This is a genomic window from Bradyrhizobium sp. P5_C11_2, from assembly GCF_054049755.1.
In genome coordinates, this window is the sequence record NZ_JBFULT010000122.1 from 1 (window position 1) to 14,779 (window position 14,779).

Sequence of the window (14,779 nt, forward strand, 5' to 3'; positions counted from 1 at the left end):
CCGCCGGTCCTGACGACGGCGCCGACTTCTCCTATGTGACATATCGTCGGCGGCCCCGCCATTAACCGCATTCGCCAATGTTTACATTGACTTTTTCGCGCCCGAGCATAGCTCGGAGGTCGGTCAAGGCCGCGTTGTAAGGGACCTGCCGGTCCCCTATAAAGCCGGGCCGGACAATGCGGGCCGGATCAGTTCTAGTCCCGGTCTGCCGAGGAGAACGTCGAATGCCGTGGAAGAATCAGGGCGGTGGCCCATGGGGCTCGGGTCCGAAAGGACCGTGGGGTTCAGGCCCGCAACCGGTCGGGCCGAGGCCGCCGGATCTGGAAGATCTTCTGCGACGCGGTCAGGACCGCCTCCAGCAGATCATCCCTGGCGGCTATTTCTCCGGTGTCGGCATCACGCTGATCCTGCTCATCATCGTCGCGCTCTGGCTGCTGTCGGGCTTCTTCCGCGTGCAGTCCGAAGAACAAGGCGTCGTGCTGCGCTTCGGCAAGCACGTCCGCACCGTCGATCCGGGCCTGAACTATCATCTGCCCTATCCGATCGAGACGGTGCTGCTGCCGAAGGCGTTGCGCGTCTCCACGATCTCCATCGGCATGACGTTGATCGATGATCCGGCCCGGCGCGGCCGCACCATCCGTGACGTGCCGGAGGAAAGCCTGATGCTGACCGGCGACGAGAACATCGTCGACGTCGACTTCACCGTGCTATGGCGCATCAAGCCCAACGGCGTCGGCAACTTCCTGTTCAACATCCAGAACCCCGAAGGCACCGTGAAGGCGGTCGCCGAAAGCGCGATGCGCGAGGTGATCGGCCGCTCCAACATCCAGCCGATCCTGACCGGGGCGCGGACGCAGACCGAAACCACCGTGCAGGACCTGATGCAGAAGACGCTCGACAGCTACGGCGCCGGCGTCCAGATCGCCCAGGTGCAGATGCAGAAGGTCGACCCGCCGGCGCAGGTGATCGATGCGTTCCGCGACGTGCAGGCGGCGCGCGCCAACCTCGAGCAGTTGCAGAACGAAGCGCAGACCTACGCCAACAAGGTCGTACCGGAAGCGCGGGGCCGCGCAGCGCAGATCCTCCAGGCTGCCGAAGGCTACAAGGAACAGGCGGTCGCCGAGGCCAAGGGCCAGAGCTCCCGCTTCCTGAAGGTGTACGAGGAATACAAGAAGGCGCCCGACGTGACGCGTGAACGTATCTATCTGGAGACGATGGAGCGCGTGCTCGGCGGCTCGGAAAAGCTGATCTACGACGGAAGCTCCTCGGGGCAGGGCGTCGTGCCCTATCTCCCGCTCAACGAATTGACACCGAAGCGGCCCGCCGCAACCGGCCAGCAGTCGAGCGGAGGCAGCCGATGAGGTCCCCGGTTACAGGTATCGTCGCGCTCCTTGGACTGCTCCTGGTCCTGATCGTCGCCTACATGTCGCTGTTCACGGTGCAGCAGACCGAGCAGACCATCGTGCTGCGGTTCGGTGAACCGGTGGACGTCGTCACCGATCCCGGACTGCATTTCAAGGCGCCGTGGAACTCCGTCATCAACATCGACAAGCGGATTCTCGACCTCGAAAATCCGTCGCAGGAAGTGATCGCGTCCGACCAGAAGCGGCTCGTGGTCGACGCGTTTGCGCGCTACCGCATCAAGAACGCCTTGCGCTTCTATCAGAGCGTGGGCTCGATTCAGGCCGCCAATCTCCAGCTCACATCGCTGTTGAACGCGGCGCTGCGCCGCGTGCTCGGCGAGGTCAACTTCATCACCGTGGTGCGTGACGAGCGCGAGAGGCTGATGGGGCGCATCCGCGAGCAACTCGACCGCGAGGCCGACGGCTATGGCATCGAGGTCGTCGACGTCCGCATCCGCCGCGCCGATCTGCCGGAGCAGAACAGCCAGGCGGTCTACCAGCGCATGCAGACTGAACGTCAGCGTGAAGCGGCCGAGTTCCGCGCGCAGGGCGGCCAGAAGGCACAGGAGATCCGCTCCAAGGCCGATCGCGAGGCGACGGTGATCATCGCCGAAGCGAACTCGACTGCCGAGCAGACCCGCGGCGTCGGCGACGCCGAGCGCAACCGCCTGTTCGCCGAAGCCTACGGCAAGGATGCTGACTTCTTCGCCTTCTACCGGTCGATGGCGGCGTATGAGAACGGGCTGCGCTCGAACGACACCCGCTTCCTGCTGCGTCCGGACTCGGATTTCTTCCGGTATTTCAGTAACCCGAGCGGCAAGACGGCGACCACGACACCGGCGAAGCCGTGAGCTAGGCCAAGGGCGGCATTCTTGCCGCCCTTCGTCCAGACAAGAACAGCATAACGGGAGGTTCCAATCCGATGAGGTCCATTGCGTTCGCCGACTTCCTCATCGGCTTAGGCATCCTGTTCGTGCTCGAAGGCTTGATGTTCGCGGCAAGTCCGGCCTGGATGCGCAAGGCCATGAAGAGCGCGCTTGCCACGCCCGACCATGTGCTGCGGGCGGTGGGGATCGCCTCGGCCGTCGCCGGCCTGATCCTGATCTGGGTTATGCGACGGCCCATTTAGCGGCCGTGCCAACGCCAAAGTGAAGGCGAGGGGCCGTTTTTCGCCGTATTATCCGCGTCTTGAGGCCCGTTAACCTCCGTGCTTGCGCCGTCCACCCGTTCGAGCGCAGTCTGATGCCGAATCCCTATTCTCTCTGGAGATCACAATGAACGCTGCCACCATTGCCCYGACCTGCTTTCGCCATTGTGTGCGACTTGGGCTGGCTGCGCTCGCGATCGGCGCTTTCAGCGCGTTCGGCTCGCCGGCCTATGCGCGCGGACCGGATGGCATCGCCGACGTCGCCGAGAAGGTAATCGACGCGGTCRTCAACATCTCGACCTCGCAGACCGTCGAAGCCAAGGGCGGCGGCAGCAACACCATGCCGCAACTGCCGCCCGGCTCGCCCTTCGAGGAGTTCTTCGACGACTTCTTCAAGAACCGCAGGGGTCCCGGCGGCCCCGGCGGCGGCAAGGGCGGCGACAACGGTCCGCCCCGCAAGACCAACTCGCTCGGCTCCGGCTTCATCATCGACACATCAGGCGTCGTCGTCACCAACAACCACGTCATTGCGGACGCCGACGAGATCAACGTCATCCTCAACGACGGCACCAAGATCAAGGCCGAACTGGTCGGCGTCGACAAGAAGACCGACCTAGCCGTGTTGAAGTTCAAGCCGACGAAGCCGCTGGTTGCGGTGAAGTTCGGCGATTCCGACAAGCTGCGCCTCGGCGACTGGGTGGTCGCGATCGGCAACCCCTTCAGTCTCGGCGGCACGGTGACGGCCGGAATCGTCTCGGCCAAGAACCGCGACATCTCCTCGGGTCCCTATGACAGCTACATCCAGACCGACGCCGCCATCAACCGCGGCAATTCCGGCGGTCCGCTGTTCAATCTCGATGGCGACGTCATCGGCGTCAACACGCTGATCATCTCGCCCTCCGGCGGCTCGATCGGCATCGGCTTCGCCGTGCCGTCGAAGACGGTCGCTGGCGTCGTCGACCAGCTTCGCCAGTTCGGCGAGCTGCGCCGCGGCTGGCTCGGGGTGCGGATCCAGAGCGTCACCGACGAGATCGCCGAGAGCCTCAACATCAAGCCGCCGCGCGGCGCGCTGGTTGCCGGCGTCGACGACAAGGGCCCGGCCAAGCCCGCCGGCATCGAGCCCGGCGACGTCGTCGTCAAGTTCGACGGCAAGGACGTCAAGGATCCGAAGGATCTCTCCCGCGTCGTCGCCGACACGGCGGTCGGCAAGGAGGTCGACGTCATCGTGATCCGCAAGGGCCAGGAGGAGACCAAGAAGGTCACGCTCGGCCGCCTCCAGGATCCCGACAAGGTGCAGGCGGCGGTAAAGACCGACGAGCCCGCGCCTGAAAAGACCGTGACGCAGAAGGCGCTCGGCCTCGATCTCGCGGCGCTGAGCAAGGATTTGCGCACGCGCTACAAGATCAAGGACAGCGTCAAGGGCGTGGTCGTCACCAATGTCGACGCCAATTCGGACGCCGCCGAGAAGCGGCTCTCCGCCGGCGACGTCATCGTCGAGGTGGCGCAGGAGGCCGTGTCGAGCGGCGCCGACATCCAGAAGCGGGTCGACCAGCTCAAGAAGGACGGCAAGAAGTCGGTGCTGCTGCTGGTCTCGAACGGTGACGGCGAGCTGCGGTTCGTGGCGCTGAGCGTGCAGTAACTTCATCTGTCGTTCCGGGGCGATGCAAAGCATCGAACCCGGAATCTCGAGGTTCCCCGGTGCGCAATTGCGCACCTGAGGTCTGGTGCTTCGCACCATCCCGGAACGACGAGTGCGTCAGGCCTCCACAAACTCGTTGCGCCGATACCCCTGCGCATACAGCAGCGCGGTGAGATCGCCATGATCGATCCGCGCCGCTGCCGCGGCCGCCACCGCCGGCTTGGCGTGATAGGCCACGCCGAGCCCGGCCGCCTGGATCATCGCGAGATCGTTGGCGCCGTCGCCGACCACCAGCGAGTCGATGTCGTCGAGATCGAACGACTCCATCAAATCCACCAGCGTCGCGAGCTTGGCCGCGCGGCCCAGAATCGGCTCCTTGACTTCGCCGGTGAATTTTCCGTCGTGCACGACGAGCTCGTTGGCGCGGTTTTCCTGGAAGCCGATCTTTGCGGCGACCGCGCTCGTGAACAGCGTGAAGCCGCCGGAGACGAGGCAGGCATAGGCGCCGTGCGCGCGCATGGTCGCGACCAGTTCGCGGCCGCCCGGCGTCAGCGTGATGCGTTCGGCCAGCACCTTGTCGACCACGCCGACCGGGAGGTCCTTCAGGAGCGCGACGCGCTCGCGCAGCGCCGGCTCGAACTCGATCTCGCCGCGCATCGCGCGTTCGGTGATGCCGGCGACGTGCGCCTTCAGCCCGACAAAATCAGCGAGCTCATCGATGCATTCCTGGCCGATCATGGTGGAATCCATGTCGGCGAGAAAAAGCTTCTTGCGCCGGAAGCCGACAGGCTGCACCACGATGTCGATGGGCAGGTCGCCGCGCAGCTCGCGCAACCGCTGTTCGATGGCGTGGCGGTCGCCTTCGAGGTTACTGTCGGCGCCGAAGGGGATGTCGACGGCGACGCCGTCGAACAGCCAATGCGCCGGTGCCGCCTGGGGCAGCACGGCGCGGGCGCCGTCGACGATGGTGCTATCGAGCGCGGGATTGGCGGGATTGCAGATCAGCGTGGCGACGAGGGACATTTGAGGTTTTCGTGAGCGAGGGGCAAGTCAGCGGAAGGCATGTCGGCAAGGCCGTGCTTATCGCAGGCCCGACCGCCAGCGGCAAGTCGGCGCTGGCGCTCGAGCTTGCGCTGGCCACCGGTGGCGTCGTCATCAATGCCGATTCCATGCAGGTCTACCGCGACCTGCGCATCATCACGGCGCGCCCGACACATGGCGATGAGGCGCGGGTGCCGCACCGCCTCTACGGCCATGTCGATGCAGCCGTGAATTTCTCGGCCGGCGCCTGGGTCGCCGACGCGGCGAAGGCGCTTGACGAGGCGCAAGCGCTGGGCCGCCTGCCGATCTTCATTGGCGGCACCGGGCTCTATTTCAAGGCGCTGACGGCGGGGCTGTCGGTGGTGCCGCCGATTCCTGCCGAGGTGCGCGAAGACGTGCGTACGCGGCTGGAGCGGAACGGCGTCGAGGCGCTGCACGCGGAACTCGCAAGCCGCGATCCGCGCGCGGCGGAACGATTGAACCTGCGCGACCGCACCCGTATCGCGCGCGCGCTCGAGGTGATCGAGGCGACCGGGCGTTCGCTGCTCGACTGGCACCACGAGGGCCAGCCGCCGCTGTTGCCCAGGGACAGTTTTCGCGCGGTGTTTCTCGCCCCCGAACGCGACGAGCTCTACGCCCGCATCGATGCCCGCTTCGACGCCATGCTGGGCGCCGGCGCCCTGAAGGAAGTCGAGCGGCTGGCCGCCCGGCAGCTCGATCCGCTGTTGCCGGCCATGAAGGCTCATGGCGTGCCGGCGCTGATCCGGCATCTGCGCGGCGAACTCGGTCTGGAGGAGGCCGCCGGCATCGGCCGCGCCGACACCCGCCACTACGCCAAGCGGCAGTTCACGTGGTTCCGGCACCAATTGCCTGCGTTCGAATGGGTGAAGCCGGAGGAGGCGAGGGGGTGGCTTGCGGCCATCGTGAACGCAGAGCGGGATGAGGGGTGAGAGCCTCGCTCCATCGTCATTCCGGGGCGCGCATAGCGCGAGCCCGGAATCCATAATCCCAGGCGCTCATGTGGCGATGGCTGTTGGCTACCACTTMAGGCCCCAGGACGGCCTGTGGCTAGGGATTCCGGGCTCGATGCTTCGCATCGCCCCAGAATGACGAGCGGGGTGCTGACGCGGTTTTGTGCTCGGGTTCCCGTATTTACCTCTCGCCGAACCGCCGGAACCCCGCTACACTTCCGAAATCGCGCGGGAACGACCGCTTTGCCTTGACATCGGGGCTTTGGTCGCTATGTTTCGCGCAACCTTTGGGAAGCCGGGCACCTGCCATGCGTAATATTATTACCAAACTCCTTATCGCCGTCGTACCCAGGCACACCGCCGGGGATGGCTAGCTGCCATCCACATGACAGGCGGTGTGCATGGGCCCTCTTCGGGGCCTTTTTTATTTCCCGAACCAGACACGAACGAAGCCGCTGACAACAGCGCATCCGGAGCAAGCCAATGAGCGACAAGAGCCACGATCCGAACCAGATGACCGGCGCCGCGATGATCGTTCGTGCGCTCATCGATCACGGCGTGACCGACATTTTCGGCTATCCCGGCGGCGCTGTGCTTCCGATCTACGACGAGATCTTCCAGCAGAGCGAGGTCCAGCACATCCTGGTCCGGCACGAGCAGGGCGCGGGCCACGCCGCCGAGGGCTATGCGCGATCGACCGGCAAGCCGGGCGTTGCGCTGGTGACCTCCGGCCCCGGCGCCACCAACATGGTGACGCCGCTGACCGACGCGCTGATGGACTCGATCCCGCTGGTCTGCATCTCCGGCCAGGTGCCGACGCACCTGATCGGCAACGACGCGTTCCAGGAGTGCGACACCGTCGGCATCACCCGTCCCTGCACCAAGCACAACTGGCTGGTGCGCGACGTCAACGATCTCGCGAAAGTGCTGCACGAGGCGTTCTACGTTGCGACCACGGGCCGTCCGGGCCCGGTGCTGGTCGACGTTCCGAAGGACGTGCAGTTCGCGACCGGCACCTATCATCCGCCGCGCAAGTCCGACGTGCACCGTTCCTACGCGCCGCGCGTGAAGGGCGATGCGACGCAGATCCGCAAAGCGGTGTCGCTGCTCGCCAATGCAAAACGTCCCGTGATCTACAGCGGCGGCGTGATCAATTCCGGCCCTGAAGCGACCAAGCTGCTGCGCGAGCTGGTCGAGGTCACCGGATTCCCGATCACCTCCACGCTGATGGGCCTCGGCGCCTATCCTGCGTCGGGCAAGAACTGGCTCGGCATGCTCGGCATGCACGGCACCTACGAAGCCAACATGACCATGCATGATTGCGACGTCATGCTGTGCGTCGGCGCGCGTTTCGACGACCGCATCACCGGACGCGTCGACGCGTTCTCGCCGGGCTCGAAGAAGATCCACATCGACATCGACCCGTCCTCGATCAACAAGAACATCCGGGTCGACGTGCCGATCATCGGCGACTGCGGCAACATCCTCGGCGACATCCTCCAGGTGTTCAAGGCGGAGGCGAAGAAGCCCGACATCAAGGCGTGGTGGCAGCAGATCGCGCAGTGGCGCGCCCGCAACTCGCTCTATTACAAGAAGAGCAACGACGTCATCCTGCCCCAGCACGCGATCCAGAGCCTGTTCGAGGCGACGCGCGGCAGGGACACCTACATCACCACCGAGGTCGGCCAGCACCAGATGTGGGCGGCGCAGTTCTTCGGCTTCGAGGAGCCGCACCGCTGGATGACGTCGGGCGGTCTCGGCACCATGGGCTACGGCCTGCCCGCCGCGGTCGGCGTGCAGGTCGCCCATCCCGACAGCCTCGTCATCGACATCGCGGGCGATGCCTCGGTGCAGATGACGATGCAGGAGATGTCGACGGCGGTGCAGTACGAGCTGCCGATCAAGATCTTCATCCTGAACAACCAGTACATGGGCATGGTGCGGCAGTGGCAGCAGCTGCTCCACGGCAACCGGCTGTCGCATTCCTATTCGGAGGCGCTGCCGGATTTCGTCAAGCTCGCGGAGGCCTATGGCGGCGTCGGCATCCAGGTGCACAAGCCTGGCGATCTCGACGGCGCCATCCAGGAGATGATCTCGGTCAAGCGCCCGGTGCTGTTCGACTGCCGTGTCGCGGCGCTCGAAAACTGCTTCCCGATGATCCCGTCCGGCAAGGCGCACAACGAARTGCTGTTGCCCGAGCAGGCGAACGACGAGGCCACGGCCAAGGCGTTTGCGGGCGGCAAGGCGCTGGTGTGACGTCATGTTCGACCTGAAGGAGCTCGAGCGCGCACACGACATTGTGGGGCAGGCGGTGCCGGCGACGCCGGCGCACGCCTGGCCGCTGCTCGCCCAGCGTCTCGGCACCGAGGTCGTCGTCAAGCACGAGAATCACACGCCGATCGGGGCCTTCAAGGTGCGCGGCGGCCTCGTTTATCTCGATCGGCTCAAGCGCGAGCGGCCGAATACGCCGGGCATCATCTCGGCGACGCGCGGCAATCACGGCCAGAGCCTCGCGTTCGCGGCGAGCCGCCACGGCGTGCCCGCCGTGATTTACGTGCCGCGCGGCAACTCGGTCGAGAAGAACCGGGCGATGAAGGCCTTTGGCGCCGAGCTCGTCGAGCATGGCGAGGACTTTCAGGCCGCGCGCGAGGAGGCCGAGCGCCGCGCGCAGTTCGCCGGGCTCCACATGGTGCCGTCGTTTCATCCCGACCTCGTGCTGGGTGTTGCGACCTACGCGCTCGAGCTGTTCCGGTCCGCGCCAGATCTCGACATCCTCTATGTGCCGATCGGGCAGGGCTCCGGCATCTGCGGCTGCATCATGGCGCGTGATCTCTTGGGCCTGAAGACCGAGATCGTTGGCGTGCAGTCGACCGAAGCGCCGTCCTATGCGCTGTCGTTCGCGGCAGGCCACGTCGTGACGACCGAGACGAGCAACACGCACGCTGACGGCATGGCGACGCGCATTCCCGATGCGGATGCGTTCGCGCTGATCCGCAAGGGCGCCTCGCGCATCGTGCAGGTTTCCGACGATGAGGTCGCCGCCGCGATCCGCGCCTACTGGACCGACACGCACAATCTCGCCGAAGGCGCCGGCGCTGCCGCGCTTGCCGCGGCGCTTCAGGAAAAGACAAAACTGTCTGGCAAGCACGTCGGTCTCGTGCTCTCCGGCGGCAATATCGATTTCGATCTGTTCCACCGTTGGGTCGGAACGGATGCGCCAGCGATGGCGTGAGGGAGACAAGAGGGGACGACAATGAACCAGCCCGCATCCGCCTATTTCATCGAGGACCGTCACGATCCCAACGAGACGCACACGCTCTCGGTGCTCGTGCAGAACGAGCCGGGCGTGCTCGCGCGTGTCATCGGCCTGTTCTCTGGCCGCGGCTACAACATCGAGAGCCTCACGGTCTCGGAGACCGAGAGCCAGAAGCATCTGTCGCGCATCACCATCGTCACCACGGGCACGCCGATGGTGATCGAGCAGATCAAGCACCAGCTCGACCGCATGATCCCGGTCTATCGGGTCGTCGACATGACGCTGACCAAGCGCTCGATCGAGCGTGAGCTTGCGATGGTGAAGGTGCGCGGACAGGGCGAGCACCGTGTCGAGGCGCTGCGGCTGGCGGACGCGTTCCGCGCCCGGGTGATCGACGCCACCACCGAGAGCTTTGTGTTCGAGATCACGGGCAATACGGACAAGATCAACCAGTTTATCGACCTGATGCGCCCGCTCGGCCTTGTCGAGGTGTCGCGCACCGGCGTTGCCGCGATCGGCCGCGGGCCTGAAGGGATGTGAGCCATGCTGGCGCGCGACTGGTACTACAACGAGCGGAACCGGATGGGCATCGGGCCTGCGGTGGCGTCGATCTATGACACCCACGACGACGCCGATCTGCGCGCGCGCGCCGCGTTGAAGATGCTCGGGGTTCAGCGCGGCTGGCGGATCGCCGATATCGGCTGCGGCAATGGCGTGCTGGCGACCGAGGCGGCGCTGATGGGCGCCCAGGTCGACGCCATCGACATCTCGCCGGCGATGCTGGATCTGGCCGAGATCTACGCGCGGGACCGCAAGGCGAAGGTCGCGACCCAGTCGGCCGGCCTGCTCAGCTTCTCCTACCAGCCGGAGTCCTATGATCTGATCGTCAGCGAGTTCACGCTGCACCATTTGCCGGATTTCTGGAAGGCGGTGGCGATGTCGCGGATCTACCGCGCGCTGAAGCCCGGTGCGAGCTTCTACCTTCGTGACATCGTCTACGTCTCGATGCCCGACGCCTCCGAGCGCGACGTCGAGCAATGGGCCGACTACCAGATCAACAATCACGATTTCTCGCGCGAGAGCGTCGTCACGCATATGCGCGACGAATATTCCACCTTCGGCTGGGTGATGGAGCGGATGCTGACCGACGTCGGCTTCACCCTCGTTTCGGCCGACTACCACGCCCCGATGCACGGCACCTATCTCGTGTGCAAACCCAATCCTTCGACGTAATGGCCGGCGAGCAAGGCTAGACGACACCAGAGCTGAACGACCAGACAGAGCCAAGAACAACAACAATGAAGCCGGCCGACATCTTCATCGCCCTCATGGTGGCGATCACCTGGGGCCTCGCCTTCGTGGCGAGCCGGATCGCGCTCGACGAGCTCTCGCCGGAACTGATGACCGCGCYGCGCTTCACCATCGCCGCGGTGCCGTGCCTGTTCATTCGCAAGCCGAAGATCGCCTGGTCGCTGCTGATCGCGATCAGCTTCACGCTGTTTCTCRGCCAGTTCCTGAGTCAGGCCTATGGCATCGCGCACGGCGTGCCGGTGGGCTTGACCTCCGTCGTGGTGCAGAGCCAGGCGCTGTTCACCATCGGCTTTGCCGTGATCGCGTTCGGCGAGCGGCCGACATCGGTGCAGACGCTTGGCATCGTCATTGCGGCAGTCGGCCTTCTGATGATCTGCGGCACCGTCGGCTACGATTTCAGTGTGGGTGCCTTCGCGGTGCTGATGGTTGCGCCGGTCAGTTTTGCCGTCGGCAATCTGCTGCTGCGCGGCGCCCGCGGCGTGCCGATGTTCGATCTGTTCGCCTGGCTGTGCCTCACGTCGGCCCTGCCGCTGTTCGCGCTGGCACTGATCGCCAACGGCCCCGCGCCGACCTGGACGTCGCTGACGCAGATGTCGCTGAATGCCGCGCTCTGCATGCTGGCGCTTGGCGGCATCTCGACCAGCATCGCCTATTGGCTGTGGGGCCGGCTCTTGCGCGACTATCCCGCCGCGCAGGTGGTGCCGTTCGCGCTGCTGGTGCCGTTCGTGGGCTCGGCGGCGTCCAGCATCGTGTTCGGCGAAAGGTTCGGGCCCTTAAGGCTCGCCGGCATGCTGACCGTGATCGGCGGCATCGCGGTGATGGTGCTGGCAAGGCGCCCGCAGCCGCTGCCGAAGACGGCGTGAGGTGAACATGGCCTATTCGCTCTTCTATGCCTTCCTCATCTTCATGGTGGTGATGTACTTCACCCCCGGGCCCAACAACATCATGCTGCTCGCCTCGGGCCTGACCTACGGCTTCCGGCGCACCATCCCCCACATCGCCGGCATCGTCATCGGCTTTGCCTTCATGGTCGCCGCGGTGGGCCTCGGGCTCGGCACCGTGTTCCTGGCCTATCCGATCCTCCAGACCATTTTGAAATATGCCGGCGCGGCCTACCTGATTTACCTCGCCGCCGTGATCGCCATGTCCGGCCCGGCCACGCCGGGTGGCGACAGCGGCCGTGGGCCGATGACCTTCTGGGGCGCGGCCATGTTCCAGTGGATCAATGCTAAGGGCTGGGTGATCGTGATCGGCACCATCACGGCCTATGCGGCCATCGCCCAATTCCCGCTCAACATCGCGATCCAGACCCTGATCAGCCTGCTGGTGGGCACGGTCTCGACGGTGGTCTGGGCGCTGTTCGGCACCGCGCTGCGGCCGGTCCTGACCTCCGAGCGGCTGGTCCGCGCCTTCAACATCCTGATGGCGATCCTGCTGCTCGCCTCCCTCTACCCCGTCTTCATGGATGCATGATGCGGCATTTTTCCATGCAGAAACGGGTTTCCCCCTGGAGCGAAAATGCTCTAGACAGCCCCCGAAATCCGCAAATTTCACCCTCCGAGACCTGACCAACGGCCGATTCCGGCCCCTGAATGAGGAAACGACCATGCGTGTTTATTACGATCGCGACGCCGACCTGAACCTGATCAAGGGCAAGAAGGTCGTCATCGTCGGCTATGGCAGCCAGGGTCACGCCCACGCGCTGAACCTGAAGGATTCCGGCGTCAAGGAAGTCGCCATTGCACTGCGCAAGGGCTCGGCCTCGGCCAAGAAGGCGGAAGCCGCCGGCTTCAAGGTGATGGAAGTCGCGGAAGCCGCCAAATGGGCCGACCTCGTCATGATGCTGACCCCGGACGAGCTCCAGGGCGACATCTACCGCGAGCACCTGCACGACAACATGAAGAAGGGCGCGGCGCTCGTCTTCGCGCACGGCCTCAACGTCCACTTCAACCTGCTCGACCCGCGCGCCGACCTCGACGTGCTGATGATCGCGCCGAAGGGCCCCGGCCACACCGTGCGCTCGGAGTATCAGCGCGGCGGCGGCGTGCCCTGCCTGATCGCGATCGCCAAGGACGTCTCGGGCAACGCCCATGACCTCGGCCTGTCTTACGCCTCCGCCGTCGGCGGCGGCCGCGCCGGCATCATCGAGACCACCTTCAAGGAAGAGTGCGAGACCGACCTGTTCGGCGAGCAGGTGGTGCTCTGCGGCGGCCTGGTCGAGCTGATCAAGGGCGGCTACGAGACCCTGGTCGAGGCCGGCTACGCCCCGGAGATGGCCTATTTCGAGTGCCTCCACGAGGTGAAGCTGATCGTCGACCTGATCTATGAAGGCGGCATCGCCAACATGAACTACTCGATCTCCAACACCGCCGAGTACGGCGAGTACGTCACCGGTCCGCGCATCGTCACCGATGAGACCAAGAAGGAGATGAAGCGCGTGCTCAACGACATCCAGTCCGGCAAGTTCGCCCGCGACTGGATGCTCGAGAACAAGGTCAACCAGACCTCGTTCAAGGCGACCCGCGCCAAGCTCGCCGCGCACCCGATCGAGGAAGTCGGCGCGAAACTCCGCGACATGATGCCCTGGATCAAGAAGGGCGCGCTGGTCGACAAGAGCAAGAACTGACGGCAACCCCATCGTTCCGGGGGCGTGACGACGTCGCGCCCCCGGACTTCGATCCATGTTCATGAGTTTCCCGGGCTTGCGTGGACGCCAGCCCCGGAATGACGCGGGGCGGCGATGTCCGCCTCGCGCCGGTGTGATCTCGCTGATCGCGCGCGCCGCTCCCCCGCGCCGCGAAGCTCCAGCCGAAACCGGCTTCGGTTTTGCCGCAGCATGGGGTGTTTTTCAGCGCTCCCCAAGTATTAGGACACCTTTACTGACCTGATTTCCGTACGACTACGGGATCGAATTGCGATGGGTCAATCAACCAAATCTTAGCGCGGCCGGGCGAGGGTGAGCCATTGCTCGTACCGCAGATGGACAATGCTGAACGCATGGCGAAGGCTGGCCGGATCGCCGGGATCGTCCGTCACGATCCTTGGCATGCTGTTTTCGCTCGTTGTCGTCGCTCTGTTTCTCGTTGATCTGGGCATCCGCTATCGAGAAGCGGTCGCATCGGCGAAAACCGACGCGCTCAATCTCTCGGCCATTCTCGCCGAGCATGCCGCGGTGACGTTCGAAGATATCGATCGTGTGCTGCTGGAGGCGCAGGCGATCCGCAAGGACGCTTTGTCCGGAAAATACGCCGATCCCGGTGCGGCCAATCTCGCGTTGCGTCAACTGGTCAGGAGCTCGTCGATTCTCGTCGCGGTCGGCTGGACCGATGCCTCCGGCGCGGTCGTTGCGCATTCCTACGATCACGCGCTGCCGCGCAACAACATCTCCGACATGTCCCACTTCATCGCGCAACGCGATGGCGCCGGCACCGGATTGTTCGTTGCGCCACCCTATCGCTCGGCAGGCGGCGACAAATGGTTCAGTGCGGCGTCACGCCGGTTGAACAACCCGGATGGGAGCTTTGCGGGCGTCGTTACTGCGCCGCTGGATCAATCCTTTCTCCTCAAGATCTATCGCAAGATCGATTTGGGCCCGGACGGCTCGGTGGTCCTGCTCCATCGCACCGGACGGGTCCTCGCGCGCGTACCGGAACAGAAGGATGTCCTGGGCAAGTCGGTCGCCGGCGGCCCGCTGTTTACCCAGTATCTGCCGGTCTCCGAGGTGGGCTCATACGAGCTCACGAGCCCCATCGATGGCGTCGCGCGCATTGCAGGGTACAAGGCCGTGTCCGGCCTGCCGCTGGTTCTCATTGTGACTTACACGCGTAGTCACGTGTTGCAGCCGCTGTACCGGCATCTCTACACCTTCGGTCCGCTGGCTGCCGCGATCGTCAGCATTATTCTGATCGGCACATTCCTGCTGCGGCGGCAAACGAACGCGCTTGCGGCTGCGAGTGCTCGGTTCGACGCAGCGTTGAGCAACATGCCGCATGGGCTCAGCATGTTTGATGC

At 64.9% G+C, this 14,779-nt stretch carries 14 protein-coding genes; 13 read left to right on the plus strand and 1 reads right to left on the minus strand.

The genetic code is table 11. The features are described from left to right. Positions 1–224 precede the first annotated feature (224 nt). The 4 genes from hflK (at position 225) to ACXJL8_RS14485 (ending at position 4,189) form a co-directional block, all read left to right on the plus strand. Positions 225–1,361 carry an FtsH protease activity modulator HflK gene (hflK, locus tag ACXJL8_RS14470; protein WP_456619905.1) on the plus strand — a complete coding sequence of 379 codons (1,137 nt, stop codon included), beginning with the start codon at positions 225–227 and terminating at the stop codon, positions 1,359–1,361. Further along, positions 1,358–2,254, plus strand: a complete 897-nt coding sequence (gene hflC / locus ACXJL8_RS14475; RefSeq protein ID WP_456619904.1) for a protease modulator HflC — start codon at positions 1,358–1,360, stop codon at positions 2,252–2,254. The genes hflK and hflC overlap by 4 nt, the downstream gene beginning before the upstream one ends. 71 nt (positions 2,255–2,325) lie before the next feature. Beyond that, on the plus strand, positions 2,326–2,532 hold the full coding sequence (locus ACXJL8_RS14480) for a DUF2065 domain-containing protein (RefSeq protein WP_456619903.1): 207 nt from the start codon (positions 2,326–2,328) through the stop codon (positions 2,530–2,532). Positions 2,533–2,677: 145 nt separating this feature from the next. Then, entirely contained in the window at positions 2,678–4,189 is a 1,512-nt protein-coding gene (locus ACXJL8_RS14485) for a Do family serine endopeptidase (protein ID WP_456685143.1), read from the plus strand. Positions 4,190–4,306: 117 nt separating this feature from the next. On the opposite strand, the gene serB is transcribed toward ACXJL8_RS14485, so the two are convergent. Next, entirely contained in the window at positions 4,307–5,212 is a 906-nt protein-coding gene (gene serB, locus ACXJL8_RS14490; RefSeq protein ID WP_456619901.1) for a phosphoserine phosphatase SerB, read from the minus strand. Positions 5,213–5,223: 11 nt separating this feature from the next. Here serB and miaA point away from each other — a divergent pair, with 11 nt between their 5' ends. From miaA to ACXJL8_RS14535, 9 genes are all read left to right on the plus strand, one after another. Further along, the gene (miaA, locus tag ACXJL8_RS14495) at positions 5,224–6,180 is read left to right on the plus strand and encodes a tRNA (adenosine(37)-N6)-dimethylallyltransferase MiaA (RefSeq protein ID WP_456619900.1); all 957 of its coding nucleotides are present in this window, start codon (positions 5,224–5,226) and stop codon (positions 6,178–6,180) included. A gap of 504 nt (positions 6,181–6,684) precedes the next feature. Beyond that, positions 6,685–8,457, plus strand: coding sequence for an acetolactate synthase 3 large subunit (locus ACXJL8_RS14500; protein WP_456685144.1), 1,773 nt, complete (start codon positions 6,685–6,687; stop codon positions 8,455–8,457). A 4-nt stretch (positions 8,458–8,461) separates the two neighbouring features. Beyond that, positions 8,462–9,433, plus strand: a complete 972-nt coding sequence (locus ACXJL8_RS14505) for a threonine dehydratase (RefSeq protein ID WP_456619898.1) — start codon at positions 8,462–8,464, stop codon at positions 9,431–9,433. 21 nt (positions 9,434–9,454) lie between these two features. After that, entirely contained in the window at positions 9,455–9,997 is a 543-nt protein-coding gene (gene ilvN / locus ACXJL8_RS14510; RefSeq protein ID WP_014493064.1) for an acetolactate synthase small subunit, read from the plus strand. A gap of 3 nt (positions 9,998–10,000) precedes the next feature. Next, complete coding sequence (locus ACXJL8_RS14515; RefSeq protein WP_456619897.1) at positions 10,001–10,690, plus strand: class I SAM-dependent methyltransferase; 690 nt, start codon at positions 10,001–10,003, stop codon at positions 10,688–10,690. A gap of 65 nt (positions 10,691–10,755) precedes the next feature. Beyond that, a complete protein-coding gene (locus ACXJL8_RS14520) occupies positions 10,756–11,631 on the plus strand; it encodes an EamA family transporter (RefSeq protein ID WP_456685145.1) in 876 nt (291 codons plus the stop codon). A gap of 7 nt (positions 11,632–11,638) precedes the next feature. Next, complete coding sequence (locus tag ACXJL8_RS14525; protein ID WP_456619895.1) at positions 11,639–12,241, plus strand: LysE family translocator; 603 nt, start codon at positions 11,639–11,641, stop codon at positions 12,239–12,241. 133 nt (positions 12,242–12,374) lie between these two features. Continuing rightward, the gene (ilvC, locus tag ACXJL8_RS14530) at positions 12,375–13,394 is read left to right on the plus strand and encodes a ketol-acid reductoisomerase (RefSeq protein WP_456619894.1); all 1,020 of its coding nucleotides are present in this window, start codon (positions 12,375–12,377) and stop codon (positions 13,392–13,394) included. Between the two features lie 420 nt (positions 13,395–13,814). Further along, a partial coding sequence (locus ACXJL8_RS14535) for a cache domain-containing protein (protein WP_456685146.1) occupies positions 13,815–14,779 on the plus strand: 965 nt, incomplete at its 3' end.